The organism is Streptomyces sp. NPDC037301, assembly GCF_055602785.1.
Window position 1 is genome coordinate 1 of sequence record NZ_JBVJWD010000076.1, and the last position, 24114, is coordinate 24114.

The 24114-nt window shown below is 68.1% G+C and carries 30 protein-coding genes; 11 read left to right on the plus strand and 19 right to left on the minus strand.

All coding sequences use genetic code 11. The features are described 5' to 3' along the window. From ACZ7IB_RS45320 to ACZ7IB_RS45335, 4 genes are all read left to right on the plus strand, one after another. Positions 1-504 (plus strand): Hsp70 family protein (locus tag ACZ7IB_RS45320; protein ID WP_470920947.1); only part of this gene is annotated, 504 nt, incomplete at its 5' end. Continuing rightward, on the plus strand, positions 501-1142 hold the full coding sequence (gene grpE / locus ACZ7IB_RS45325; protein ID WP_470920948.1) for a nucleotide exchange factor GrpE: 642 nt from the start codon (positions 501-503) through the stop codon (positions 1140-1142). The genes ACZ7IB_RS45320 and grpE, both read left to right, overlap by 4 nt. Positions 1143-1235: 93 nt before the next feature. Beyond that, the gene (gene dnaJ / locus ACZ7IB_RS45330) at positions 1236-2420 is read left to right on the plus strand and encodes a molecular chaperone DnaJ (RefSeq protein WP_470920950.1); all 1185 of its coding nucleotides are present in this window, start codon (positions 1236-1238) and stop codon (positions 2418-2420) included. 1 nt (position 2421) lies between these two features. After that, positions 2422-2868, plus strand: a complete 447-nt coding sequence (locus ACZ7IB_RS45335; protein WP_114245337.1) for a heat shock protein transcriptional repressor HspR — start codon at positions 2422-2424, stop codon at positions 2866-2868. Between the two features lie 131 nt (positions 2869-2999). Here the strand turns inward: ACZ7IB_RS45335 and ACZ7IB_RS45340 are convergent, their stop codons facing one another. From ACZ7IB_RS45340 to ACZ7IB_RS45415, 16 genes are all read right to left on the minus strand, one after another. After that, entirely contained in the window at positions 3000-3254 is a 255-nt protein-coding gene (locus tag ACZ7IB_RS45340) for a hypothetical protein (protein ID WP_470920952.1), read from the minus strand. A gap of 11 nt (positions 3255-3265) precedes the next feature. Then, the gene (locus tag ACZ7IB_RS45345; protein ID WP_470920954.1) at positions 3266-4117 is read right to left on the minus strand and encodes a peptidoglycan-binding protein; all 852 of its coding nucleotides are present in this window, start codon (positions 4115-4117) and stop codon (positions 3266-3268) included. A gap of 36 nt (positions 4118-4153) precedes the next feature. Beyond that, positions 4154-4795, minus strand: coding sequence for a hypothetical protein (locus ACZ7IB_RS45350; protein WP_470920956.1), 642 nt, complete (start codon positions 4793-4795; stop codon positions 4154-4156). 52 nt (positions 4796-4847) lie between these two features. After that, positions 4848-5000: a hypothetical protein gene (locus ACZ7IB_RS45355; RefSeq protein WP_402005241.1), complete on the minus strand. Its 153-nt coding sequence runs from the start codon at positions 4998-5000 to the stop codon at positions 4848-4850. Continuing rightward, a complete protein-coding gene (locus ACZ7IB_RS45360) occupies positions 4997-7369 on the minus strand; it encodes a hypothetical protein (RefSeq protein WP_470920958.1) in 2373 nt (790 codons plus the stop codon). Before ACZ7IB_RS45360 ends, ACZ7IB_RS45355 begins: the two co-directional genes overlap by 4 nt. Further along, positions 7356-8201, minus strand: coding sequence for a hypothetical protein (locus ACZ7IB_RS45365; protein ID WP_470920959.1), 846 nt, complete (start codon positions 8199-8201; stop codon positions 7356-7358). Before ACZ7IB_RS45365 ends, ACZ7IB_RS45360 begins: the two co-directional genes overlap by 14 nt. A 7-nt stretch (positions 8202-8208) precedes the next feature. Further along, positions 8209-9237 carry a hypothetical protein gene (locus tag ACZ7IB_RS45370; RefSeq protein WP_470920960.1) on the minus strand — a complete coding sequence of 343 codons (1029 nt, stop codon included), beginning with the start codon at positions 9235-9237 and terminating at the stop codon, positions 8209-8211. Positions 9238-9317: 80 nt separating this feature from the next. Beyond that, positions 9318-10013 (minus strand): hypothetical protein, encoded by a 696-nt coding sequence (locus ACZ7IB_RS45375; protein ID WP_470920961.1) that lies wholly within the window; start codon positions 10011-10013, stop codon positions 9318-9320. Positions 10014-10024: 11 nt separating this feature from the next. Then, on the minus strand, positions 10025-10444 hold the full coding sequence (locus ACZ7IB_RS45380) for a DUF3592 domain-containing protein (RefSeq protein ID WP_470920962.1): 420 nt from the start codon (positions 10442-10444) through the stop codon (positions 10025-10027). A 254-nt stretch (positions 10445-10698) separates the two neighbouring features. Continuing rightward, entirely contained in the window at positions 10699-10983 is a 285-nt protein-coding gene (locus tag ACZ7IB_RS45385; protein ID WP_470920963.1) for a hypothetical protein, read from the minus strand. 29 nt (positions 10984-11012) lie between these two features. Then, complete coding sequence (locus ACZ7IB_RS45390) at positions 11013-11306, minus strand: hypothetical protein (RefSeq protein WP_470920964.1); 294 nt, start codon at positions 11304-11306, stop codon at positions 11013-11015. A 116-nt stretch (positions 11307-11422) separates the two neighbouring features. Next, positions 11423-11713 (minus strand): hypothetical protein, encoded by a 291-nt coding sequence (locus tag ACZ7IB_RS45395; protein ID WP_383077032.1) that lies wholly within the window; start codon positions 11711-11713, stop codon positions 11423-11425. A gap of 81 nt (positions 11714-11794) precedes the next feature. Beyond that, a complete protein-coding gene (locus ACZ7IB_RS45400) occupies positions 11795-12391 on the minus strand; it encodes a phage tail tube protein (protein WP_470920965.1) in 597 nt (198 codons plus the stop codon). Positions 12392-12469: 78 nt separating this feature from the next. Then, positions 12470-12871: a hypothetical protein gene (locus tag ACZ7IB_RS45405; RefSeq protein WP_470920966.1), complete on the minus strand. Its 402-nt coding sequence runs from the start codon at positions 12869-12871 to the stop codon at positions 12470-12472. 266 nt (positions 12872-13137) lie between these two features. Beyond that, a complete protein-coding gene (locus ACZ7IB_RS45410; RefSeq protein WP_470920967.1) occupies positions 13138-13326 on the minus strand; it encodes a hypothetical protein in 189 nt (62 codons plus the stop codon). Continuing rightward, the gene (locus ACZ7IB_RS45415) at positions 13323-13832 is read right to left on the minus strand and encodes a hypothetical protein (RefSeq protein WP_470920969.1); all 510 of its coding nucleotides are present in this window, start codon (positions 13830-13832) and stop codon (positions 13323-13325) included. Before ACZ7IB_RS45415 ends, ACZ7IB_RS45410 begins: the two co-directional genes overlap by 4 nt. Positions 13833-14465: 633 nt before the next feature. On the opposite strand from ACZ7IB_RS45415, the gene ACZ7IB_RS45420 reads away from it, so the two are divergent. Both ACZ7IB_RS45420 and ACZ7IB_RS45425 read left to right on the plus strand, forming a co-directional pair. Then, positions 14466-14825: a helix-turn-helix domain-containing protein gene (locus ACZ7IB_RS45420; RefSeq protein WP_470920982.1), complete on the plus strand. Its 360-nt coding sequence runs from the start codon at positions 14466-14468 to the stop codon at positions 14823-14825. Positions 14826-14867: 42 nt separating this feature from the next. Further along, the gene (locus ACZ7IB_RS45425) at positions 14868-15284 is read left to right on the plus strand and encodes a hypothetical protein (RefSeq protein WP_470920971.1); all 417 of its coding nucleotides are present in this window, start codon (positions 14868-14870) and stop codon (positions 15282-15284) included. 415 nt (positions 15285-15699) lie between these two features. Here the strand turns inward: ACZ7IB_RS45425 and ACZ7IB_RS45430 are convergent, their stop codons facing one another. Beyond that, entirely contained in the window at positions 15700-15828 is a 129-nt protein-coding gene (locus ACZ7IB_RS45430) for a hypothetical protein (protein ID WP_470920973.1), read from the minus strand. Between the two features lie 729 nt (positions 15829-16557). Then, the gene (locus ACZ7IB_RS45435; protein WP_470920974.1) at positions 16558-17409 is read right to left on the minus strand and encodes a helix-turn-helix transcriptional regulator; all 852 of its coding nucleotides are present in this window, start codon (positions 17407-17409) and stop codon (positions 16558-16560) included. A 264-nt stretch (positions 17410-17673) separates the two neighbouring features. On the opposite strand from ACZ7IB_RS45435, the gene ACZ7IB_RS45440 reads away from it, so the two are divergent. Both ACZ7IB_RS45440 and ACZ7IB_RS45445 read left to right on the plus strand, forming a co-directional pair. Then, positions 17674-18048 carry a 5'-nucleotidase gene (locus ACZ7IB_RS45440; protein ID WP_470920976.1) on the plus strand — a complete coding sequence of 125 codons (375 nt, stop codon included), beginning with the start codon at positions 17674-17676 and terminating at the stop codon, positions 18046-18048. Further along, positions 18045-18365 carry a Rieske (2Fe-2S) protein gene (locus ACZ7IB_RS45445; protein ID WP_093899390.1) on the plus strand — a complete coding sequence of 107 codons (321 nt, stop codon included), beginning with the start codon at positions 18045-18047 and terminating at the stop codon, positions 18363-18365. Before ACZ7IB_RS45440 ends, ACZ7IB_RS45445 begins: the two co-directional genes overlap by 4 nt. Before the next feature lie 119 nt (positions 18366-18484). On the opposite strand, the gene ACZ7IB_RS45450 is transcribed toward ACZ7IB_RS45445, so the two are convergent. Beyond that, complete coding sequence (locus ACZ7IB_RS45450) at positions 18485-18889, minus strand: pyridoxamine 5'-phosphate oxidase family protein (protein WP_470920978.1); 405 nt, start codon at positions 18887-18889, stop codon at positions 18485-18487. Between the two features lie 209 nt (positions 18890-19098). Here ACZ7IB_RS45450 and clpB point away from each other — a divergent pair, with 209 nt between their 5' ends. The 3 genes from clpB (at position 19099) to ACZ7IB_RS45465 (ending at position 23984) form a co-directional block, all read left to right on the plus strand. Further along, positions 19099-21699: an ATP-dependent chaperone ClpB gene (clpB, locus tag ACZ7IB_RS45455; RefSeq protein ID WP_470920979.1), complete on the plus strand. Its 2601-nt coding sequence runs from the start codon at positions 19099-19101 to the stop codon at positions 21697-21699. Positions 21700-22086: 387 nt separating this feature from the next. Next, positions 22087-23352, plus strand: a complete 1266-nt coding sequence (locus ACZ7IB_RS45460; RefSeq protein WP_470920980.1) for an MFS transporter — start codon at positions 22087-22089, stop codon at positions 23350-23352. 71 nt (positions 23353-23423) lie between these two features. Further along, positions 23424-23984 carry a type III secretion system chaperone family protein gene (locus ACZ7IB_RS45465; protein WP_383862085.1) on the plus strand — a complete coding sequence of 187 codons (561 nt, stop codon included), beginning with the start codon at positions 23424-23426 and terminating at the stop codon, positions 23982-23984. The last annotated feature ends 130 nt before the right edge of the window (positions 23985-24114 follow it).

Consider the following 24114-nt stretch of genomic DNA (forward strand, 5'->3'; position numbering starts at 1 on the left):
GCGAACGGCATCATGCACGTCGCCGCCAAGGACCTCGGCACCGGCAAGGAGCAGAAGATGACCGTCACCGGTGGCTCCTCGCTGCCGAAGGACGAGGTCAACCGGATGCGTGAGGAGGCCGAGCAGTACGCGGAGGAGGACCACCGCCGTCGCGAGGCCGCCGAGTCCCGCAACCAGGGCGAGCAGCTCGTCTACCAGACGGAGAAGTTCCTCAAGGACAACGAGGACAAGGTTCCCGGTGATGTGAAGACGGAGGTGGAGACCGCGCTCACCGAGCTGAAGGAGAAGCTCAAGGGCGAGGACACCGCCGAGATCCGTACCGCCACCGAGAAGGTCGCGGCCGTCTCCCAGAAGCTGGGCCAGGCGATGTACGCCAACGCCCAGACCGAGGGCGGTCCGCAGGGTGACCCGCAGCCGGGCGCCCAGCAGGCCAAGGCCGACGACGACGTCGTCGACGCCGAGATCGTGGACGACGAGAAGGACGCGAAGGGCGGTGCGGTGTGACCGAGGAGACTCCGGGTTTCGAGGAGAAGCCCGACGTCCCCTCCGGCGCCACCCCTGACGGAGCTGAGCCGAAGGACGTCCCCTCCTCTGCCGAGGAGGAGGCGTCCCCGGCCGGGGACGCAGTACAGACAGTCGGTCTGACGGCCCAGCTGGACCAGGTCCGCACCGCGCTCAACGAGCGCACGGGCGACCTCCAGCGGCTCCAGGCCGAGTACCAGAACTACCGTCGCCGCGTCGAGCGGGACCGGGCCACGGTCAAGGAGATCGCAGTCGCGGGTCTCCTGTCCGAGCTCCTGCCCGTGCTCGACGACGTCGGCCGGGCCCGTGAGCACGGCGAGCTCGTGGGCGGGTTCAAGTCGGTGGCCGAATCACTGGAGACGGTCGTCGCCAAGCTGGGCCTGCAGCAGTTCGGCAAGGAGGGCGAGCCCTTCGACCCGACGATTCACGAAGCCCTGATGCACTCGTACGCGCCGGATGTCACCGAGACGACCTGCGTGGCGATCCTGCAGCCGGGGTATCGGATCGGCGAGCGCACCATCCGCCCCGCACGGGTGGCGGTGGCCGAACCCCAGCCGGGTGCGGCAGCCAAGGAAGAGAAGGCAACCGACGAGGAGAGCGGTGGCACCGAGGAGGTCTGACATCCCGTCTGACCACCTCGCGGCCCACCGCCCGGCCATGCGACCGGCCAACGGGCCGGCCGCATGGCCGATCGTCCGGAAGGAGGGACGTCGATGAGCACGAAGGACTTCGTCGAGAAGGACTACTACAAGGTCCTCGGCGTCCCCAAGGACGCCACCGACGCCGAGATCAAGAAGGCGTACCGGAAGCTCGCCCGCGAGTTCCACCCGGACGCCAACAAGGGCGACGACAAGGCGGAGGAGCGCTTCAAGGAGATCTCCGAGGCGAACGACATCCTCGGCGACAGCAAGAAGCGCAAGGAGTACGACGAGGCGCGCGCCCTCTTCGGTAACGGCGGCTTCAGGGCCGGACCCGGAGGCGCCGGGGGCAACTTCAACTTCGACCTGGGCGACCTCTTCGGAGGCACCCAGGGCGGGGGCGCGGGCGGCGGAGCCGGTGGTTTCGGCGGCGGCGGCCTGGGCGATGTCTTCGGCGGCCTGTTCAACCGGGGCGGTACGGGGACGCGGGTGCAGCCGCGCCGCGGCCAGGACATCGAGTCCGAGGTGACGCTCAGCTTCATCGAGGCGGTCGAAGGGGCCACGGTCCCGTTGCGGATGTCCAGCCAGGCGCCCTGCAAGGCGTGTTCCGGCACCGGTGACAAGAACGGCACCCCCAGGGTCTGCCCGACCTGTCTCGGCACCGGCCAGGTGTCGCGCGGCACCGGCGGCGGCTTCTCGCTCACCGACCCCTGCGTGGACTGCAAGGGCCGGGGCCTCATCGCCCAGGACCCCTGCGATGTCTGCAAGGGCAGCGGACGGGCGAAGTCCTCCCGGACCATGCAGGTCAGGATTCCGGCGGGCGTCTCGGACAGCCAGCGGATCCGGCTGCGCGGCAAGGGCGGCCCGGGCGAGCGCGGTGGACCGGCCGGCGATCTCTACGTCGTGGTCCATGTCGACGCCCACCCGGTCTTCGGCCGCAGGGGCGACAACCTCACGGTCACCGTGCCCGTCGACTTCACGGAGGCGGCGCTCGGCGGCGAGGTGAAGGTGCCCACGCTCGGCGGTCCGCCGGTCACCCTGAAACTGCCGGCCGGCACCCCCAACGGGCGCACGATGCGCGCCCGCGGCAAGGGCGCTGTACGCAAGGACGGCACCCGGGGCGACCTGCTGGTCACCGTCGAGGTGACGGTGCCCAGGGACCTCAGCACCGAGGCCAGGGACGCGCTGGAGGCCTACCGGAAGGCGACCACGGGCCACGACCCGCGGGCGGAGCTGTTCCAGGCTGCGAAGGGAGCTTGAGGTGGACGGCCGACGACGCAATCCGTACGAACTGACCGATGAATCACCGGTGTACGTGATCTCGATCGCGGCCCAGCTCTCGGGCCTGCATCCGCAGACACTGCGGCAGTACGACCGCCTCGGCCTGGTCTCCCCCGACCGTACGGCCGGGCGCGGCAGGCGCTACTCGGCCCGCGACATCGAGCTGCTGCGCACCGTGCAGCAGCTGTCGCAGGACGAGGGCATCAACCTCGCCGGCATCAAGCGCATCATCGAACTGGAGAACCAGGTCGCCGCCCTCCAGCAGCGCGTCGCCGAACTCTCGGCGGCCGTGGACGGCGCGGCGGCGGCGATGCAGCAGCGCGAGGCCCAGGTGCATGCCTCGTACCGGCGCGATCTGGTGCCGTATCAGGATGTGCAGCAGACCAGCGCGTTGGTGGTCTGGCGGCCGAAGCGGCCGAAGGGCTGAGCGGGTCCGGCATACCCGCACCGTACGTACGAGGAAGGGCCCGTCTCCCGCGAAGCGCAGGGGGGACGGGCCCTGACCTTTCTACGTCCTTTCTTTGCAGGGGAGGGCAATCTCCCCTGCGTCCAGGGAGGTCACTTCCCCGAGGACTGCCAGAGCGTGAGAGCCAGCGCGGCGCACGAGGTCACCGCGGCCAGCGAAGGCAGCGGCCAGCGGGCCCGCTCAAGCGCGTCGAGGCGCTCCTCGTGCTCCCCGAGTGCTTTGTCGGTCTGGTCGACGCGTTGCAGCAGCAGTGCCAAGTCGCCCCGGGTAGTGGCGAATCCGACGTCGACGGAGCGGTGCAGCCGCTCCAGTTCCAGAGCGATGCTCTCGGCCTCGGACTGCGTCATCGCGGGTCTCCTCACATACGGGGGACGCGCAGTCGGTCCCAGCTGGCGCGTCCCGGGATGCCGTCGGCCGAGCCGCCGCTGTAGCCGAGCCTGCGCTGCCAGGCAGCGTACGAGCGCCGGTCGGCCTCGCCCCACACCGGTCCGGGCCCGACCGCGTACCGTCCGCACCCCTCGGCGACCAGCCGCCTGCCGACCGCGGTCACCAGCGGGCTGTTCCTGCCCGGTGCGAAGAAGGCGGCGCCCGGGAAGGTTTCGCAGAGGGGAGGGGCGGGCTCGGCAGGCAGCGAACCGAGGCGGGCCGCGATCCGGTTGCGCATCGAGGTCATCGAGAACGACGGGTCGATCTTGCGCCGGGTCCACTCCTTGTGCGCGATCACGCTCCTTGCCGACCAGCCGTGGGCCCGGCACAGTGCGGCGGCCAGGCGTTCGGCGGCGTCGAGCTGAGCGGCGGGGTAGGGGTCACGGCCGTTGCCGAGGTTCTCGATCTCGAAGCCGTAGAAGCGGGCATTCCCGTCCACGGCGTCCGGGCCGGGGGTGGGCAGAGCCGCTTCGGTGCGTACGGCTTCAAGGACGGCTGCCGAGCCACTGCCCGCGTGGTTGGTACGTCCGTATCCGACGAGGAGGACGGTCCCGTCCTTGGCGAGCAGGCCGATGCAGAGCGGACCGGGGAGGTCCGGTGTGCCGGCGCGGCAGAGTGCGAGGCTGTCACGGCCTGCGGTGTGGTGCAGCATGACGCCGTGCACCGGGCCCCAGGGGCCCTTGTGGTTGCGGTTGTGGGTCTGCCAGTCGCCGTGCACGGCGGTGCGGACGCCCTCGCTGCGCAGGGCGCGGACGAGGGCGGCGGGGGAGAGGGGTGCGGCCACGGGCGGGCTCCTCGCGTCAGGCCGGCGCGGGCCGGGTCAGGTCAGTGGGGTCACTGTCAGGAAGCGGTAGACGAACGTCGCGGTGTTCGCGGTGGTGGACGACTTGTAGGCGGCGGTCGCGGTGCAGACGGCACCGGCCGCGAGCCCGCTGACCTGGAACTGGGTGGAGGCGGAACTCTGGTTCGTACCGCTGACGATCGCCGCCCGTGTATCGGCCGCGGCCAGGGTCAGCGTGGTGCCGGTACGAATGTTGGCCGACATCAGACCGGACGCCGCGCCGTTGCTGCTGATGCGCGCCCCGAGCTGGACGAGAACGGAACCGGAGGGGGGAGCGGTGAACGTGACAGCGGTGGGGTCGCCGGTCGAGGCCGCCAGCGTTTCCACATAGGTGGCGGAAGCGGTGGTCCCCGTCGTCGAGTTGGCCTTGTGGACAGGGCCGGGCACGACCGGGTGCCACTGGGTTCCGGTGTAGTGGAAGAGCCGGCCGGGGCTCGTGAGCCAGGCCAGCATGCCCGCGACCGGCGCGGTCACCTTGGAGTCACGGGTGGCGGCATCGGCGAAACGCAGCACGGTGCGGCCGTCGACCGCCTCGGCCAGGGACTGCATGTGGAGTGGGACGTTGGCTGTGTCGGTGGCCTGCGGGTAAGGCAGACCCCCGAGGGGGGTGAGCAGGGACATGAGGTTGACCTCCTGGTGGTCGGCAACACTGGTCAGGGCCGCGTGGAGAGCTCTAGCCGTCGAGGGACGGCGGCAGGAATGCCGTCCCGGTGGACTCGTCACCCGCACGTGCGGCGGGGCTGTCGATCGGCACGGGCGCCGTGCCGTCGGCCGGGACCTGACCGCCGCCGGACTCCACGGGCGGTTCGGTGGGCTGCTCGCTCATACCGCACCCACCGGCGCACGGAGCAGGGCCCGGTAGTCGGCCTCGCCGGCACGGAGGTCGGCGAGCGTCCCGTACTGGGCGGTGACCACGGAGTACGTACGCTGTGTGCCGTATGCCGGATCGAGTGCCCCGTCGGGATTCAGCCCGGTGTCCAGAGGGACTCCGTTGTACGAGGTGCCGCGCAGGGTGAGGGTCTGCTGCGGCACACTTCCGGAGGTGAACGTGGTGCGTGTGCCCACCACCCATGCCAGGGTGTCGAGTTGCGCGCCCGTGGTGTCCACCACCCGTACCGCGTCTCCGAGTTGAACGCGCGGATCGTGCAGCACCTCGACCTCGCCGAGAACGGGTACCGGATAGCGGCCGGCATTGAGCATGGTCAGTGCCAGAGCGCTCGCGGTACCGCCGTTCTGCACCCATTCGGAGACGCCGGCCGTGTACTGCTGTCTGCCGTAGTACTGCTGGCTCGGCGGACTCCACCAAGCCGCCTGGCGCTGTTTCGGCTCGGCGGTCGCCTTCTGCGAGGTGATGCGTACCGACGGCTTACCGTCCTTGGTGACCGTCCACACGGGCGCGGTACCGGTGTTGGTGAAGCGCGCGATGTATGTCGGACCTTCGCGGCGGCAGCTGACCGTGACGACTCCCTTGACCGCTGTGCCACCGGTCGCCAGGGTGCCGAAGCGCACCCGGTGCCAGTCGCTCACCACCGAGTCGTCGAGTACCACGAGTGGCCCGATGTCGAACTCGTCCTCGGCGACGGCGTAGGAGACCTCCACCGAAGTGCCGGGGTCGATCTTCCGTACCACCGTGTCGTCGACCGTGCTCCCCGCGACGCTGCTGATGCCGCCCCAGTCCTGGTACGGCTGCTCGCAGTGGTTGCGGCAGGCGTCGATCTCCTCGCTGACGGTGAGCGAGGAGATGTCCCTGCGGGTGGTGACCGTGAGATCGGGCTGGGTGGGCACCTTGCCGAAGCGGGCGGGACCCCGCCACTGGAAGACACCCTGTTCGTCGAATTCGGCGGTGGACATGCTCGCGCGGGCGATCTCGGTGATCACGTCCCACTGCGATCCCGACACCTTGGGCATGTTGTAGAGCGGCAGCCCGGGATCGTCGAGCACCGCGCCCTTGACCCACGCACCCTTCTGATCCCACACGTCGCGGGGGAAGGTGACTGCGTCCGCCCAGACCCGGTCGGTCACCTGGAGACATTCCACCGCCATGTCGGTGGTCAGGTCGATGCGGTAGAGCTCGGAGCGCGGCTGGGCGCCCGACGGATCGGAGTACGTGGCGGCGGACCCGGTGAAGTACGAGCCGTCCGGACCCGTCAGGCGCGGCTGTACGGTCGGCAGCGCGGTGGCTCCCGATGCCCTGGTGTCGAAGACGAAACCGAGGTGCCACTTTCCCCGCAGCGCGGCCAGCTTGCTGGACGTCCACTCGAAATACCAGTAGGTGCCACCCTGCGTACCGGAGGTGATCCTGATGGTTCCGGCTGCGATGTCGACGACTCCGCTCAGATAGCCGAAGGCGCCACCGCTGCGGTCGAGCACCGCCTTGATCTCGATCCTGCTGCCTCTGGCCAGGGCGGTGTTCACCCAGCACTCCATCAGGAAGACCTTGCCCGGGACGGTGAACCGGGAACGCGGCATCCAGGAGGCCGTGAGCCCGGCCGCCTTCGGCATCAGCGCCATCTCGAAGGGGGCGCCATCGCGGACCCAGTCGTAGTCGCCGATCAACGGGACGCTCTCGGGCTGTCCGTACGTTGCGTTGACCCCGCCGTGCAGGGAGGCGTACAGCACGGTGAAAGGGTCGGTGTCGAGGCTGTCCGCCAGCGGCGCCCGGGGCGGTGGACAGGTGTGAATGCCGCCCTGGCGCAACAGCTCGTCCACGCACCAGACCTCCGAGGCGATGCGCCGGCCGGTCAGGACACCGTGGTACGGACGTGGCAGCGAAGCCGGTCCGCGCAGGCGCTCCGCGCCGTCCAGGGCCTGAACGGTGACGGTATCGCTGCCCGACATCGCGGAACGGGAGCGGACGGTGCCCCGGAATGCGGGCAGCGTACGGCCGTTGACGCCGGCGGCGTGGACGACGGACTGGCTGGGGCGCACGGCGTCACCGGTCGAGCGGTCGGCCCATGCCGAGTACAGGCGCGGGGCGGCTTCGCCGTCCCGGCCGGCGATCTGGGCCTCGAACTGTGCCGACGCGCTGCCGCTGAAGGCCCGCATGGCTTCCGGGAGGTCGGTGGTGTACGCGCGCTCCACCTTCCAGGACTGGACCTGCTCCCCGAACTCCTTGCCGCCGAGGCGGGTGGAGTGGACAGGGGTACGTTCCGGCGCGGCGAGAGCTGCGTCGAGCCGGTCGTCAGAGGGCTGCACCTGCCACCTCCACGAGGTCGATGCCGATGTTCCGGTACGGGAGACGGGGTGAAGGGACGTCGGTACAGCCGGTCACCGCCATGGCCGGGCAGCCCTCGCCGAGTGCCAGCGCCACGGGTGCCTCACCGATGGTCAGGCAGGCGCCGGCCAGTCCGGTCATTCCGGTGGCGCCGGGGCCGCCGACCGGGGTGACGAAGGCGGCACGCTCGGGGGCCGTACCTGTGACGGTCGTGCCGGACGCGGATTCGCTCGCGAGGTATCCCCCGTCCACGTCCTTCCAGTCCAGCTGGGCCGTGGACAGCCCGGCGACCCAGTCGGGCGGGAGCAGCCAGGAGACCTTCATGCCGGGCATCACGGGCCAGCCCGGCCAGACACTGTGCCGCCAGCCGATCCGGGTGGCGGCGTCCTCGCAGCTCCCCAGCACGACATCGTCGGTGAACGGGCTGATGGTGATCGCCCCTTGCACGGTGAACCAGTGATCGGCGCCGCTGGGGTGGGTGCTCTGAGCGGCGGCCTGATAGGGATCGAGCAGATTGACGGAGGCGGGATCGAGCACGGCGACGGTCCGCCCCGCGTACACATTGCGGCCCAGCATTCCCGGGCCGTTCACGCGCCGCGCGAGCCGCACCAGATGATCGGCGTCGGCGGGCTCCAGCCACTCCCAGGAGAACTTCAGCCTGCGCGCGGTACGGGCGGGCGCGATCGCGGTGATCTGTCCGTCCAGCGACTTGAACTCGGTGACGTTGAGTTCGGTACTGCGATCCCAGCTCCGGGCCGCCTGCGGGATTTCCCGCAGCAGTCCCGGCTTGCCTATCCACAGATTTCTGGCCACGAGTGCCTCACCTCCGGGCGAGCTTGCGCTGTCCGACGAGGACCGCGCGGGCGATGGTCTGCGAGTCCACCTCGATGTGGACGGGCCGCTCGGCGAGCCTTTCGACGGCCTGGGCGAGCCGGTGGAGGGCGGCGCCGCCGCCGGGGTGGTGGCCGAGCATGCGTTCCAGCTTGGAGAGCGGGATGACGGCTTCGGCCTCGCCGCCTTCCCCGATGAGCGCGAGCCGGCCGCCGGAGCGGGCCTGGACGATGCCGCCGTCAGCGAGCTGCGGTACGGGGATGCGGGGGAGGTTGAACGCGAAGCCCTTGCCGCCGATGACGGGAACCCAGTCGGGGACCTTGAACTTGACGTGGTTGAGGCCGCCGATCAGGGCGTTGAGGCCGCGTACGAGCATCCGGGTGGGGAGCAGGAAGGCGTTGACGACGCCCTTGAAGAGCGGGCCCAGGAACTTGGCGGCGGAGGATGAGGCACTCCGGATGCCGCTCCAGGCGGCGGTGAGGCCCTTCCTGACCAGGGACGCGACCTTGTCCATGTTGACGAACTGCGAGATGAGCGGGGCGAGGAGGGTCATGACGAGCCCGAAGGGACTGGCCGCCATGGTCAGGTTCAGGCCCTTCTGCGCGAGGGACGCGCCCTTGAGGCCCTTGCCCAGGCTCCCCATGGACTTCCCGCCCTTGTCAGCGTTCTTGCCGGCCTTCCCGACGGACTTCTCGACCGCGTCGGCCTGCTTCTTGACGTCCTGGAGGGCCTTCTTGGTCTTGTCGGCCGAGGACTTGAGCTTGTCGAGGGAGGACGTGAACTTGTCGGTCGATCCCTTGGACTTGGTGATCGACCCTTCGGTCCGGACCAGGGCGGTTCTGAACTGCCCCCAGTCGCGGGTGGTTTTGGTGAGGGACGTCTGAGCTTTCCCCAATGCGCCGCCAAGACGGTCGATGCCTGTCCTGGTGCGTTCCAGCGATGTGGTTGCCTGACCGGCTTTGGAAGAGAACCGGCTGAAGGCTCCACCGGCGTTCTGCAACTTATTAATCAATGACATGGAGAGGTGCCTCCTGGGCCGTCGGGAGTGGCAACGGGTGAGGTGTGTCAGAATTCGAATGGCTAACGTTTCTGAAGGGGTTAAATTCCACCCAGAGTCGACACCAGTTCGTCCACTGCGTCCCGCAGTTTCTTCACATCCTTGGTCACGGGACCGAGGGCGGGCGACTTGGCGTCAACTCCCTTGTGATTGTGGGTCAGCCCCGTCCTGCTCTTGCGTGCCTCACCAGCCTTGTCCGCGGCATTTCTGAGTGCGTCACGGATTTTGTCGATTGCTTTTTCGTTGTCGGTCACCCGCTGGGGAAGCGATGCCAATGCTTTCTTCAGATCAACGGCCTTCTTTTCCTGCTCCCTCTTCGCCTGTTCGGCCCTTGCTCGTTCCGCCCTCAGCTGTTGTCTTCCCGTTGTTGTCCTGACCGTATCCTTGATGAAGGTGGTGATTTTCCTTCCCCAAGGTGCGGTAGACCACCCCTTTTCGTCGAGTTTCAGGAGGGAGAAATCCACCTTCACGGCCTGAATATCAGCTTTGATGAGTTGCGCCGACAGGGCCAGCCCCAGCGCCAGCCAGCGGACGTACTTCACCTTGGAGTTCATCTTCTCCATGCCAACGTCGACATTGTCGAGCCTGGCCAGGGCGGTACTCGCCCGAATCTCCAGCCTGTCTAGCCGGGCGGTTACATCGGTTTTCCCCGGAACGCCGATGGCGGTCTTGAGACCTTTGACGATGCTGTCCAGTTGTGTGAGATCCGCGTCTATTTGATCAAGACTTCGACTCATGGTTCTCCCGGTTAGGGAATTTGGTCCATCAGCAGCAATGTGATGTAGAAAATGAGCACCAGGGCAACTCCGCCGAACAATGGAATCGATGCAACGCTGTCGTGGCCCTTGACGAACACTTCGGTCGGACGGGAAGAAATATAGTAGATTTCGACCCTGTCGCCCTCAGACAGAATGCTTTTCATAGAGGTGCCCGTCCTTGATTCCGCCTCGACCGTCGTGCCGTCCGACAGGTGGAAAGTCAGGACCGGGAAATGGAGAGGATCGCCGTCGCCGTCGGTATCACTTCGGATCCTGACCACCTCGGCGCCTGTCCGTATGCCGTGCCGAAGCAGCCGGTATGTGCGCCAGACTCGGCGCATGCAGGACAGGGCCACGCCGGCCAGAAGCACCAAGAAGAGCCAGGGGATCGTTTTCTCGAGATTGCTCATGGCTCGGATCCTAGGGGGCCGTCCGTTCCGGTCAACCCTGATTGAACAAAATGAGACATTCGCACGGAGTCCCGAGCGCCTCCTGTTCTTCCGGGAAGAGGAGTGCCGGAAGTTCGTGCGGCAACACGGAATAGGAAAATGCGGAGGTCGGGAGAAGAACGCGAGGAGCTCCGCCGATGCGGGAATTTCGGTGGTCGGGACGGAGACGTGAGGTCGGTTGACGCGGTCCCCGGACGGGAGTCAGGGGCAGAGGATCAGGAGATCAGCGAGGTGATCAGCGAGGCGATCAGCGAGGCGATCAGCGAGGCGATCACAATGGCGTTGAGGGCTAGCATCAGAAAATGTATGGGAAATATCGCGATGAGGAACATTCGATGAAGTCGTATGCTCGGCTCCACGCATTCCTCGAGGTCCGCTGCTGCCGGCAGGTTTGGGGCGTAGACGATGGAGACATCGGAACCCGGTTGGGCGGTGGTGCGGGGCATGTGGGAGGAGTTGGCCCGGTACGAGATGCCATCCAGTGAGTAGGAGAATTCCACCGAGACTTCGTCATTGTGCCGGCATATGGCTATTGGAAGAATCGCGCGAGGACGTCCGGTGCTATGTCCGACGGCCCGGCGACCGGATCTGTGGATTCTGCGCCGGGCTCTGACCCGGGCTCTGTCCCGGGCCGGGACAAGGCTTCGGGGTACTCCAGTGGTTCGGAGTCCTCGTCACGGTTGACGGTGGCAAACATCCAGTTCGCCTGTGCGAGATGGTCGACGGCGTTGGCCAGCAGATAGTCCGTCACCGACCAGTCGGCGGCCTCGCCGTGAAGTTCCCTGGCGAGGGCGCTGTCCCGTGGGACGTGCTGGACGAGCACCGCGAGCCGGCGGGAGGAGAGCCGGCCGCGATACCAGTCGAGCAGGTCGACACCGAAGTAGCGGAGGAGGTCTGCCTCCAGAGCCTCGGCGTGCTCTTCGACGAGCTCGCCGAGGCTCAGTCTTCCCCCAGGCCGAGCCCGGTCTCCTTGCCGTACGCCTCAAGGATCGCCGCGACGTCCTGCATCGTGACGTCATGCCGCTCGAAGCGGGTGAACTGCTGCTCGCCGAGCAGGAGTCGGAGCAGGCCGTCGACGTCGTTGTCGTCGAGGTCGCGGAGCTTGCGGGCGGTGGTGCGGGAGAGCTCGGTCGGCAGCTCGAACGAGTCCGAGTCGAGGTCGAAGGTCCAGGCCCGGCCGAGCGCTTCCAGGCGCTGGGCACGTGCGGCGTTGACGTTGAATCCGGCCATGTGTGGCTCCAGGTCGTGAATGGGGAGGGGGGTGGTGCCCGGCGTGCTCCCTGAGGCGCACGCCGGGCACCGGGGGTGCGGTCAGGCGAGTGCCGTGTCGCTGACCAGCCAGGTGGCCATCGGGTCGTTCGGCTTGTCGCCGGACAGCGCGGTGACGGTGACACCGAGCTTGATGGCGCCGGTCCGGGCCAGGGAGAGTTCCTCGACGTCGGACACGGCCGCGTACGGGACGACGAGGCGGTACCGGAGATCGGTGGTGCCGTTGTTGTCCTTGAAGTCGATGGCGATCGCCCGCTGGTCCTGGCCGCCCGGGGCACCGGTCAGTTCGAGCTTCTTGGCAGTGGCCTCGGCCGTGCTTCCTGCTGTGACGAGCGACGTGCTGCCCGTGCCCATGTAGAACTGGAACGTGTCCTTGCTCATCTGGAGCAGCTGGAACTTCAGCGTCACATCGCGGTCGGTCAGGATGAAGCGCGCCGGTGCCGTCGACTGCCAGGTGTCGATCGGGTCGTTCTTGTCCTTCTTGTTGAACTTCACGCCGTCGGAGGACGTGAAGCCGAGGTTGATCCACGGGGCTGTCATCGACGCCGCGAGGGTGTCGGTCACCGTGGTGCCCGCAGGGGCCACCCAGACGGAACCGGCGCCCGCGATGCGGACCTCGCTGTTCTTGAAACCTGACATGTGTGCTCCTCAATCAGTGGGATATGACTGAGCCCTGTCGCATGGACAGGGCTCGTTCGGTGGGGTGAGCGGTTGTGCTCAGGCGGGCCGGACCGACAGCCGGACCGTGGCGAGATAGCGGTTGCCGGCCGGTCGGTTGTAGTCGGGCAGACAGCGAGGCCCGTCCGCCTCCTTGACATCGGTGACGACGGCCGTGCCGTACGCCGTGCCGATCAGTTCCAGGACGCAGGCACGCGCGGCGAGCGCGATACCGTGCGCGGTGGTCTTGTCCGGCCCGTACACCTCCAGGTCGACCAGTGGCTGGTCGAGATGGAGGTCGTCGACCCAGGCACCGCCGACGCGGGAGACCAGGACGGCCTTCTGGGTGCCGTCGAACCCGGTGGGCGGACGGTTGTCGACCACGGTGCCGGCCAGTTCGGTCCGGTCCTTGAGGAAATCGACGACGAGCCGTTCCACGTCGGGAAAGCTCAGAATGCTCACATGGACGCTCCCTTCGGGAGGGGCGGATGGGCGGGTGTCCGTGCGTGACCGGTCGCGACCCAGGGGAGTGGGATTCCGGGCAACACGAAGCGGCAGGGCCGTCGCCCCTGTGAAGGGGCGCAGCTCTGCCGCTGCTCCAAGTGTGATCGAAGGTATGGGATCCCGCAACTCAGCCAAAAACAAAGGGAGTTGAGGGTCCTTGGGCAACAGGAGAGGGGTCCACCAATGCCTGGTGGACCCCTGCGAACCCTGGTTGCCGGGTGCTTTCAGCCGCTCCCTTCCCTGCGGTGCACGGCCCGCTCGGCCGCGAAGACGTCCTCCAGCCGGTACAGCAGTCGCCTGCCCTGCCGTCCTGCCGCCACGAGGTGGCCCAGTTGGGCCCACTTGCGGATGGTCGCGGGCGACACCTCCACCTCGATCGCGGCGAGGTCCCCCGAGATCAGTGTCGCGCTCACGAAGCGGACGCCTCCTCCAAGGTGTGACGGCAGGCAGGGTTCACACACATCACCGTCCCCCGCTCCGGAAACGCCCGCAGTGATACGCAGTCGCAGGCGGGGCACCGTCCCGCGACCCGGACCAGTTGCTCGGGATCCCCGAGGGCCCGGCCGCAACGCCTCGCCATCCGGCGGGTCTCGTCCTCCACATGCGCCGCCAGGTCCGGGTGGAGACCGATCTGTTCCAGGAGTTCGGCGATCCGCCGGAGTCGTACGGGCACGGGTGCCGCGGCGAGGCGGCGCAGACCGAGACGGTCCCGTACGGCTTCCTCCAACTCCACCACTCCGTCGGTGATGTCGCGGATGGCGTCCGACACGTAGAGCCGCATGGGGGCGACCGTCCCGGCGGTCTGCCCGCCGCCGCGCCGCTCCCGCAGGCCACCGCCGGTGCTGGGGGTGAGTTCCTGCAGAAGTTCGGGAAAGCGCCGGATCAGCGAGGAGATCCACAGTGCACTGCCTGCGGTCATTACGCGGCCCTCGCTATCTCGCGGCCGTTGCGCCAGAGGCGACCGCCGCTGACTCCGTCGAACCAGGTGCGGGCGGGGTCCACGACAGCCTCGCACTCCTGCTGTATCGGGCAGTGATTGCAGGCTCGCAATACAGGTTCGGCTTCGGAAAGGGACCGTGTGAATACGGAGCGCTGTGGAAGATGTGCACAGGCGGCCGCTCTGCGCCAGTCGAGCTCATCGCTCGCGCGAGAGAAACCCAAGGTCAAGGTCGTTATGAACGTTGTCGTCGATGCAGGCACGTACAAGCCCTCCCCGCTCATGGGAACATACGTTCGACAATTGCGAATGCGTGATCAGAGTTGCATGGTGCGAGCGCGTGCGCAAGCGACTACGGTCTGTCGAGAGGGAGGGCCGACATGTCTCAAGTGCTTGCTGATTGAGGCCTATTGACGGGATCTCCACAACTACGCGCGAGCGCGCACACGTATGGGTGCGCGCGCGATCGGTACGCTGTTCCCGCGACGAGGGGAGAGCGACACGATGGGATCAAACTCGTGGGCAGGTGCCCGCAATGACCAGAGCCGCCGTGGAGACGATGTCCGCAGCCGTGCGGACGGTCTGGAGGAGTTTGCCGGCTGGGTCGAGGGGTTGATGCGCCGCCGGGGGTACGACATCGACAGCCCGCGCGGAGGTGGCAAGTCGAAGCTGGCCGACGACGCGGGGGTGCACCGGGCTGCGGTGAGCCGGTTGCTGCAGCGGCAGAGCATGCCCGATCTTGAAACAATGCGGCGCCTTGCAGGGGTACTTGGCGTGCCGCTGCGGGACATGCTGATTCGGTCCGGGCGGCTGTCCGAGGACGATCTGCCCGTCACTGCCGGGAGCCGGGCGGCGCCCGGGGAGGACTCCCCGCGTCTGACCCCGGGGGAGGCCGCCCTGAGAATGGGGGTGCCCCCTGAGCTGCGGGAGATGTTTGTGAAAGTCGCGACGCAGTTCCTGTCGGAAGGTAGTTAGGGGATCAGCAGCCCTGTGGGGGGGGCGTGAGGGAGTGCGCGAATGGAGAACGAGGGTGACGGCGGCAGTGGTCCGGCCGAAGAAGCGCGTGTGGCGCAGCTGTTAGGCGCCCTATTGATCGAACTCGGCCACAAGGTCCAGGAGGCGGGCATTGATCGCGTCCGCATCCTTACCGATGAGGAGGTCGAGGAGGATCAGGTGCGCTGGTACCGCAGAGGCTGGGAAGAACATGCCCGCGCGGCCGACCCGCAAGGCCCCGAGGCGTCGAGCCACCCATCTACCGGAGACTTCTCCGTCCAGCAGGGCCGGCTGATTCAGTTCCCGGCCCAGCCGGGTGAAGGTGAGCAGCCGCAGCCGCATCCGCTGCCGATCGTGGGGGCAGGCGACGCGGCTGTCCGCGACCTGATGCCGCACCGGCCGCGCAGCCGTCCGTCGAGAGAACGCGGTGACGACGGGTGAGAGGGCGAGCTCCGGTTGGCCGGAATTCCACGACATGGGTCAGCCGATGGCTCCGCCCGGAGGCGTTGAGTGCCCTTTCTGCGCCCTCGGCAGGCAGGGAAACGAGGCGGGCCTCGATCCGGTTGCGCATCGAGTCCATCGAGTCCGTCGAGCTCTTTGAGACGACGGGTCGATCTTGCGCCGGGTCCACTCCTTGTGCGATTGGGGGGCGGTGGCCGCGGGGTGTGCGGTGGTGCGTTGCGGCGCGCTGGGGGCGCTGCGGGCGAAGCGGAATCGGGTTCGGCCCGGCGTCGATCTGCGCAAGGCGGATGCCGGGAGGGGCGTGGGCGACGTACTCGGGCTCTCACTCGAGTCGCCCTCCGAGGGCTGGGTCAAGGCGCGTACAGGCGCGGTGTGGTTCCTGGTCGCCTTCTCCTCAGGGGCGTTGTTCGCCGCGACCACGGTGGCGGGTTCGGGAGGCGGTAAGCGCGAGGCGCTGCGGGACGCGGGTGCCGAGGTGAGTGGCCACCGTGGTGCAGCGGCCGCGCGCGGTGGAGAAGGACATGAGCGAAAATGTCGTACGCGGCTACTACTCACGCCTCGTCGTCTCCGTGCCCGGTGGTCCCGGGCGGCTCGACGTGAAGGGCGCGTACACCTTCGACAGGCCCCGCAGCGGCACCTCGGTCAACGTGTTGTGGGCGTCGTCCGAGCCGGAACTCGGAGGCTACGTCCGCGACGGCAGTGACCTGAGCATGTACGCGGATGGCCGGTGGGACGCCTTTCCGGGCGGGGTGCAGGGACGAAACGCGCGGCTGGCTCTCATCCTCGTTGCATGCGTTGTCGGCGTCTTCGGCCTCGTTCTGACGCTCACGGGAGGCAGCGAGGCGCTTCAGAGGCTGGCCTGGTCCCCGGTTCCCCAGACGGCCCGCGCCCTGGTGACGGTCGGAGTGTTCCTGGGCCGGCGTCCGCTGCTCATGGGCGCGGCCAAACGCCGTGGAAGAGCTGTTGAGCGTCGCGGGCCTTCTGCTGCCGTTGTTCGTGTATCTGTTCACCTCGGTGCGGACCATCGGCGACGACTGAGCGGGACGGGGCGGCGGGGACATGGACCCGCCTACCGGGTGCGGGCGCGGGTGTCCCGTTCATGTTGCGGTGCGTTTCGCCATGCCCGACTGGACAATGAGGAAACCGAGTTGAGTGCTGCTGGACGCGTTGAGGGTCTGCTCGTCATGTCCGGTTCATGCACACACCGGCGCGGGGCCGCGGTCGCTCTCCCCGTATTGCGATTGCGGCCCGTTCAGCACGGATCCTGTTCAAGAATCCCCGACCGGGCTATCAGGTAGCCGAGTTGCGCCCGACTGTTGCTGCCGAGGACGGCGGACAGCTTGGCGACATGCGCGCGGCAGGTGCGGACATTCATGCCGAGTCGCCGGGCGATCGAGTCGTCGACATGTCCCTCTACGAGGAGTTGGGCGATGGAGCGCTGGACGCCACTGATTCCCATGGGGGCCGGGTCGTACTTGACCTCTTCCAGGAGTGGAGCCGCACGGGTCCAGAGCTGCTCGAAAACCTTGACGAGATACTCGACCAGCCCAGGGTGGCGCAGTTCCAGGGCGACTTGGCGGTCGTCCTGGGCGGGTATGAACGCGACCGTGCGGTCGAAGATGATGAGTCGCTCTATGAGCTCCTCAAGCGTCCGGATCTCCACGTTGTCGTCGGCCATCCGCTCGGCGTAGGCCAGGGTGCCCGGGCTGTGACGCACCGTGTGCTGATAGAGAGTGCGAATGCTGACACCGCGGTCCACCACGGAGAGGCCCCTTTCCAGGGCTTCGCTGAGGCGGTCTTCGCTTCGGCCGCCGCCGGGCTGGACGGTGAGGACTTCGGAGCGGCACTCCGCCGTGGCAAGATCGAGTGCCGCGTTGATCCGGTTGACGCCCTCCAGCACGGTGATCGCGTGGGTGGTCGGCGGGTCCTGTGCGCTGATGTCCATGAACGGCTCGAAGGACTCGGCAAGCAGGACCGAATGCCGTCGGCGCTCCTGGATCTCGCGTTCTATGGGGTGCAGGCGCTTCGCCAGAGCGGCGGACGGTGGGACGGGCCGCAGCCAGTCGGGGTCGTCGGGGTCGGGGTGCAGCAGGGCGAAGTCCATGAGGCAGGGCGCCGGTTCCACCTCGCTTCGGGCGATACGTCCCGAGCGCAAAGCGCTGGCGTAGAGACGGACTCCCGCTTCGCATAGTTCGGTGATCCCATGAGAATGTGTCGGCTTTGTATCGCTTATGACCATATTCTCCACCCCCCAGGTTCCTGAACATGCAGGAACATGATGCATCGACTCGGTGGTGTTCGTGTGCCCAGGTGAGACATCGTCTTAGGTGCGGGGGAGAAGAATCCACAAGTGAGGACGAAGCCGACTATGTATAAGCGAATGCTTCGCTCGGCGCTTGCCGCCTCGTTCGTCGCGGCCCTGGGGCTCGGGGTACTGAGCGGCAGCGACATCGCCTGGAGCAGCGAGGCAGCATCCTCGCCGGGTGACATTGCCTGGTCCACTCAGGCGTCGGTGCCGGGTGACATCGCGTGGTCCACTCAGGCGTCGGTGCCGGGTGACATCGCGTGGTCCGTCCAGGCGTCGGTGCCGGATGACATTGCCTGGTCCACTCAGGCGTCGGTGCCGGGTGACATCGCGTGGTCCATCCAGGCGTCGGCGCCGGGCGACATCGCATGGAGCGTCGACGCGGCAGCCGAGCCCGGTGACATCGCCTGGTCCGAACCGACTCATCAGGGCGCATGACCATCCCGCCGGACGACCGGACCTTCCGGCGGGAAATGGCCACGGCCTACCGATCAGGCTGGCATTTCATCGATCTCGTCACTGCCATCCCCCGCTGTGGCGACTCGCTGATGGTCACTCTGTTCGGCGACCCCATCGTTGTCGCACGTGAAGAAGACGACGAAGTACGTGCCTACCGGTGCCTCCGCAAGCCGCGTGGAGCCCCGCAGCCCGTTCGCTGCGCGATTCGGTACGACATGATTTTCGTCAACCTCGACCGGCGGGACCACCAGCTGTTCGAGCCAGAGACTATTTCCGCCACCCCCCGCAGTGCCTGAGCGATCCCCCGTCGTTACATGTCGCTCAGTCACTCCCCCACACAACGGCGCCATCGTGACCTGAACACGATGGCGCCGTTGTGCTGCCCCGGGAAGCCGCGGGGAGCCCGCGGTTTCCCTCACGCCCTGCCGAGCGCCCGGTCCAGGGCGATCTCGATGACGACGCGGTCCGGGTTGGGCGCCGGCGTGCGTTCGTAGCGTTCCGCGTAGCGGCTTACCGCGTCGGCGATCACGTCTGCCTCGGTGCGCACCGTGGCGCGGCCCTCCAGTGTTGCCCAGCGGCCCCGGTCGACCTGGCAGACCGCGACCCGGGCGCCGTCCGGGCCCGCGGCCAGGATGTTGGTGACCTTCTGGCTGGCCTTGTTGGTGATGACGCGGGCGAGCCCGGCCCCGGGGTCGTACGTCACGCCCACCGGCACCACGTGCGGCGTGCCGTCGGGGCGGGGTGTGGTCAGGGTGCACAGGTGGTACTCGCGCCAGAACGCGAGGTACTCGGGACCGGGATTCGTCACGTCGACTGCCATGGGGAACAGGGTAGGGAGCACGGAACCACGACCGCCCCTGCGGTGGCGGAGGTCCACTCCGGCCGGTTCACTCGGAGCATCGCAACAGGAGAACTGGAGCCCGTGGATCGGTCCCGAATCAGGATTGAGTGGAATAGACTCAACTTTGTGCACGTTAACTGAGTCAGTGTTGTGGAGAGACCAGTCACCGCAAGGAGGAGAGAGCGCACGTGGACGCCGAGCTGACCAACAAGAGCCGGGACGCCATCAATGCGGCCACCAGCAGGGCCGTGAAGGACGGACACCCCGATCTGACCCCCGGGCATCTGCTGCTCGCGCTGCTCGCGGGCGAGGACAACGAGAACATCATCGACCTGCTCGCCGCCGTCGAGGCCGACCAGATCGCCGTACGCACCGAGACGGAGCGGCTCCTGGGCGCGGAGCCCAGCGTCACCGGGTCGACCGTCGCCCCTCCGCAGCCCAACCGCGAGCTGCTCGCCGTCATCGCGGACGCCGCACAGCGCGCGAAGGAGCTCGGCGACGACTACATCTCCACCGAGCACCTGCTGATCGGGATCGCCGCCGAGGGCGGCCGCGCCGGTGAGATCCTGAGCGCTCAGGGGGCCAGTGCGAAGAGGCTGCTGGACGCGTTCGAGAAGAGCAGGGGAGGGCGCCGGGTGACCACACCCGACCCGGAGGGTCAGTACAAGGCCCTGGAGAAGTTCGGTACGGACTTCACGGCAGCCGCCAGGGAAGGCAAGCTCGACCCGGTCATCGGACGTGACCAGGAGATCCGGCGTGTCGTCCAGGTCCTGTCGAGGCGCACGAAGAACAACCCCGTACTCATCGGCGAGCCCGGCGTCGGCAAGACCGCCGTCGTCGAGGGGCTCGCCCAGCGCATCGTCAAGGGCGACGTCCCCGAGTCCCTGCGGAACAAGCGGCTCGTATCGCTCGACCTCGGCGCGATGGTCGCGGGCGCCAAGTACCGCGGCGAGTTCGAGGAACGGCTGAAGACCGTCCTCTCCGAGATCAAGGAGAGCGACGGGCAGATCATCACCTTCATCGACGAGCTGCACACCGTCGTCGGCGCGGGCGCCGGCGGCGACTCCGCCATGGACGCGGGCAACATGCTCAAGCCGATGCTGGCCCGTGGCGAGCTCCGCATGGTCGGCGCGACGACGCTCGACGAGTACCGCGAGCGCATCGAGAAGGACCCCGCCCTGGAACGCCGCTTCCAGCAGGTGCTGGTGGCGGAGCCGAGCGTCGAGGACACCATCGCGATCCTGCGCGGACTCAAGGGCCGTTACGAGGCCCACCACAAGGTCTCCATCGCGGACTCCGCGCTGGTGGCCGCCGCGACCCTGTCCGACCGCTACATCACCTCCCGTTTCCTCCCCGACAAGGCCATCGACCTGGTCGACGAGTCGGCGTCCCGGCTGCGCATGGAGATCGACTCCTCGCCCGTCGAGATCGACGAACTCCAGCGCGCCGTCGACCGTCTCCACATGGAGGAGCTGGCCCTCAAGAACGAGACCGACCCCGGCTCCAGGCAGCGCCTGGAGAAGCTCCGCCGCGACCTCGCCGACAAGGAGGAGGAGCTGCGTGGCCTCAATGCCCGCTGGGAGAAGGAGAAGCAGGGCCTCAACCGCGTCGGTGAACTGAAGGAACGCCTCGACGAACTGCACGGCCAGGCCGAACGCGCCCAGCGCGACGGCGACTTCGACACCGCTTCCAAGCTGCTGTACGGGGAGATCCCCGGCCTGGAGCGGGAGCTGGCGGAGGCGTCCGAGGCCGAGCAGGAGGCCGCCAAGGACACGATGGTGAAGGAGGAGGTCGGCCCGGACGACATCGCCGACGTCGTCGGCTCGTGGACCGGCATCCCGGCCGGCCGCCTGCTGGAGGGCGAGACCCAGAAGCTGCTCCGCATGGAGGACGAGCTCGGCAAGCGCCTCATCGGGCAGACCGAGGCCGTACGGGCGGTGTCGGACGCGGTACGCCGTACCCGCGCCGGAATCGCCGACCCCGACCGGCCCACCGGCTCGTTCCTCTTCCTCGGCCCGACCGGTGTCGGCAAGACGGAGCTCGCGAAGGCGCTCGCCGACTTCCTGTTCGACGACGAGCGGGCCATGGTCCGCATCGACATGAGCGAGTACGGCGAGAAGCACAGCGTGGCGCGTCTCGTCGGCGCCCCGCCCGGCTACGTCGGTTACGAGGAGGGCGGCCAGCTCACGGAGGCGATCCGCCGCCGCCCGTACAGCGTCGTCCTGCTGGACGAGGTCGAGAAGGCCCACCCCGAGGTCTTCGACATCCTGCTCCAGGTCCTCGACGACGGCCGGCTCACCGACGGACAGGGCCGGACGGTGGACTTCCGCAACACCATCCTGATCCTGACCTCCAACCTCGGCAGCCAGTTCCTGATGGACCCGCTGACCGAGCCCGAAATGAAGAAGGAACAGGTCCTGGAGGTCGTACGGGCCTCGTTCAAGCCGGAGTTCCTCAACCGGCTCGACGACCTGGTGGTCTTCTCCGCCCTGTCCGGCGACGAGCTCTCGCACATCGCGAAGCTTCAGATCGACCGGCTCGCGGGGCGTCTGGCCGAGCGCAGGCTCACCCTGGACGTCACGCCTCAGGCCCTGGCCTGGCTGGCCGAGGAGGGCAACGACCCGGCCTACGGAGCACGGCCGCTGCGCCGCCTCATCCAGACGGCGATCGGTGACCGGCTCGCGAAGGAGATCCTCGCGGGCGAGGTCAAGGACGGGGACACCGTCCGGGTGGACCGGGTCGGGGACGGCCTGCTCGTCGGCCCCGCGACCTCGGGGAAGGCCTTGTAGACCCCGCAGACGGCGTACGACCTGTCCGACGTCATGTCCCCAGCCGGAAGACCACGCGTCCCGGCTGGGGACCCGTCGTCTGCGCCGCAGTGCAATTGAAGAATAATTGCGGTGATTTCCGGAGAACGGGAAATTGATCGCCGGCATCGGTGATCCGGTGTCCAACGTCGGTATTGAGCCAAATGGTTCGCTCCGCGTCGAGGGGTGGGACCCGCTGCCCTGCTCCGCCCCAGGCTGCACCGCCCGCCCCTGACAAGGGGCACCTGTTTGGGCGCCCGCAGCGTCCGCCCGGGGTCGCGCGAATAATCAGGACACCTCGGGCCGCCTTTCGTGACCTGCTCACAAGGAGGATTAGAGACCGAATTCGGCAGCCGGTAGCGTGCGCGCATGAACGAGCAGACGGGCGATGAGATAAGTCCGGGGCCTGAAAAGCCCAGATCTGACAATCTCTTTCACCTTGGCGAATTTCGTACTCTTTGGGCTGCTTATGCCCAGTCGATCCTGGGCGACCAGTTGGCGCGCGTGGCCCTGTCGTTGCTGGTGTTCGAACGCACCGACTCGCCCGGATGGACCGCGGCAACGTATGCGCTGACCACTTTGCCCGCTCTGCTGTCCGGGGTGCTCCTGTCCGGCCTGGCGGACCGTTTCCCCCGGCGTACGGTCATGATCGGATGCGACCTGGTGCGGGCGGTGCTGGTCGCGCTGATGGCCCTGCCCGGGACGCCGTTGCCGCTGCTGGCCGGGCTGCTGGTGCTGGCGCAGCTGGCCGAGGCACCCTTCGGCGCTGCGCAGGGCGCACTGCTGCCGACCGTGCTCGGCGAGCAGAGATACGAGCGGGGCCAGCGAGTCATGCTGATCACTCACCAGGCCGGACAGCTGGTCGGTTTCGCCGGTGGGGGTGTGCTGGTCGTATGGCTGGGCAGTCACCTCTCCCTGGGTGTGAACGCGGTGACTTTCCTTCTCTCGGCGACCCTGGTCAGGTTCGGCGTAAGGGCCCGTCCCGCGGCGGGTGCCGACGCGCGGAAGACGCGGCTCGGCGCTCAGGTCGGGAGTGCGGCCGCACTGATCTGGTCGGATCGCAGGCTGCGATCGCTGGTCGCGCTGGGGTGGCTCGCGGGGTTCGTCGTCCTGCCGGAGGGGCTGGCCGCCCCCTTCGCGGACGAGGTCGGCGGGGACGCCGCCTCGGTGGGACTCCTGCTCGCCGCGCATCCGGCGGGAATGGTGCTGGGCGCAGCTCTCCTGGGGCGGGCTCAGGTCGGGGACGAGTGGCGGCGCCGCCTGCTCGGGCCGCTGGCGGTCGGCGCGAATCTGCCGCTGCTCATCTACTGGCTCGGTCCCGGCATAGGCGTGGCCGTGCTCGTGTTGATGGCGTCGGGGTTGTGCTCCGCCTATCAGATAACCGCCGGAGCCACCTTCGTACTCCTGACCCCGGCCGGCCAGCGTGGCCAGGCGCTGGGGCTCGCCAGGTCGGGGCTGATCGCCATGCAGGGGATCGGTGTCGCCACGGGTGGCCTGGCAGCGGAGCTGTCCGGGTCGTCGGCGAACACCATCGGTGCGTCCGGACTCCTCGGAGTGTTGTGTGCGATCCCTGTCGCCGTCGCCTGGTCGCGGGCGCGGGAAGCTGACGCGGGGACGATTCCCCGGAGGGCGTAGAACTACTGGCCGTCAAACGCGGCTAGGGTCGACGGAAGGAAACCACGTGCGATCCACAGGAGTACCCAGCGATGTCTATCGATCCTTCCTCGATTCCTAATTTCGGGGGCCAGCCCGAACCGCAGGCGGCAGGACCCGAGGGCCCCGTTGTCCCTGACCAGGACCTCGTCAAGCAGCTCCTGGAGCAGATGGAGCTGAAGTACGTCGTCGACGACGAGGGCGACCTCGCGGCGCCGTGGGAGGACTTCCGCACGTACTTCATGTTCCGCGGCGAGGACGAGCAGCAGGTCTTCTCGGTCCGTACGTTCTACGACCGCCCGCACGCCGCGGACCAGCGTCCGGTCCTCCTCGACGCGATCGACGACTGGAACCGCCGCACCCTGTGGCCCAAGGTCTACACGCACACCCACGAGCCCGAGGAGGGCTCCGAGGAGACCGAGGTCTCGGTCCGTCTGATCGGTGAGGCGCAGATGCTCATCGGTACGGGCGTCAGCCTGGAGCACTTCGTCTCGTCGACGGTCAGCTGGGTGCGCGCCTCGATCGAGTTCGACAAGTGGCTGCAGGAGCGTCTCGGCCTGACGCCGGCCGAGGAGAAGACGGACGGCACGGAGCAGGCCGCTCCGGACGCCTGAGTCCCGCACGGCAGTGACAGCCCGGCCCGGGGGGGGGGGGGGGGGGGGGGGGGGGGGGCGGGGGGGGGGTGGGGGGGGGGGGGGGGGGGGGGGGGGGGGGGGGGGGGGGGGGGGGGGGGGAAGGGGAGGG

What these genes read in the sequence shown, in the direction of transcription:
- dnaJ (WP_470920950.1), top strand. Translation starts at nt 1,236, where the DNA reads ATGAGCACGAAGGACTTCGTCGAGAAGGACTACTACAAGGTCCTCGGC.
- ACZ7IB_RS45340 (WP_470920952.1), bottom strand. Translation starts at nt 3,254, where the DNA reads ATGACGCAGTCCGAGGCCGAGAGCATCGCTCTGGAACTGGAGCGGCTG.
- ACZ7IB_RS45350 (WP_470920956.1), bottom strand. Translation starts at nt 4,795, where the DNA reads ATGTCCCTGCTCACCCCCCTCGGGGGTCTGCCTTACCCGCAGGCCACC.
- ACZ7IB_RS45355 (WP_402005241.1), bottom strand. Translation starts at nt 5,000, where the DNA reads ATGAGCGAGCAGCCCACCGAACCGCCCGTGGAGTCCGGCGGCGGTCAG.
- ACZ7IB_RS45370 (WP_470920960.1), bottom strand. Translation starts at nt 9,237, where the DNA reads ATGTCATTGATTAATAAGTTGCAGAACGCCGGTGGAGCCTTCAGCCGG.
- ACZ7IB_RS45375 (WP_470920961.1), bottom strand. Translation starts at nt 10,013, where the DNA reads ATGAGTCGAAGTCTTGATCAAATAGACGCGGATCTCACACAACTGGAC.
- ACZ7IB_RS45380 (WP_470920962.1), bottom strand. Translation starts at nt 10,444, where the DNA reads ATGAGCAATCTCGAGAAAACGATCCCCTGGCTCTTCTTGGTGCTTCTG.
- ACZ7IB_RS45395 (WP_383077032.1), bottom strand. Translation starts at nt 11,713, where the DNA reads ATGGCCGGATTCAACGTCAACGCCGCACGTGCCCAGCGCCTGGAAGCG.
- ACZ7IB_RS45400 (WP_470920965.1), bottom strand. Translation starts at nt 12,391, where the DNA reads ATGTCAGGTTTCAAGAACAGCGAGGTCCGCATCGCGGGCGCCGGTTCC.
- ACZ7IB_RS45415 (WP_470920969.1), bottom strand. Translation starts at nt 13,832, where the DNA reads ATGACCGCAGGCAGTGCACTGTGGATCTCCTCGCTGATCCGGCGCTTT.
- ACZ7IB_RS45420 (WP_470920982.1), top strand. Translation starts at nt 14,466, where the DNA reads ATGCGCCGCCGGGGGTACGACATCGACAGCCCGCGCGGAGGTGGCAAG.
- ACZ7IB_RS45425 (WP_470920971.1), top strand. Translation starts at nt 14,868, where the DNA reads ATGGAGAACGAGGGTGACGGCGGCAGTGGTCCGGCCGAAGAAGCGCGT.
- ACZ7IB_RS45430 (WP_470920973.1), bottom strand. Translation starts at nt 15,828, where the DNA reads ATGTCCTTCTCCACCGCGCGCGGCCGCTGCACCACGGTGGCCACTCAC.
- ACZ7IB_RS45435 (WP_470920974.1), bottom strand. Translation starts at nt 17,409, where the DNA reads ATGGACTTCGCCCTGCTGCACCCCGACCCCGACGACCCCGACTGGCTG.
- ACZ7IB_RS45440 (WP_470920976.1), top strand. Translation starts at nt 17,674, where the DNA reads ATGTATAAGCGAATGCTTCGCTCGGCGCTTGCCGCCTCGTTCGTCGCG.
- ACZ7IB_RS45445 (WP_093899390.1), top strand. Translation starts at nt 18,045, where the DNA reads ATGACCATCCCGCCGGACGACCGGACCTTCCGGCGGGAAATGGCCACG.
- ACZ7IB_RS45450 (WP_470920978.1), bottom strand. Translation starts at nt 18,889, where the DNA reads ATGGCAGTCGACGTGACGAATCCCGGTCCCGAGTACCTCGCGTTCTGG.
- ACZ7IB_RS45460 (WP_470920980.1), top strand. Translation starts at nt 22,087, where the DNA reads ATGAACGAGCAGACGGGCGATGAGATAAGTCCGGGGCCTGAAAAGCCC.
- ACZ7IB_RS45465 (WP_383862085.1), top strand. Translation starts at nt 23,424, where the DNA reads ATGTCTATCGATCCTTCCTCGATTCCTAATTTCGGGGGCCAGCCCGAA.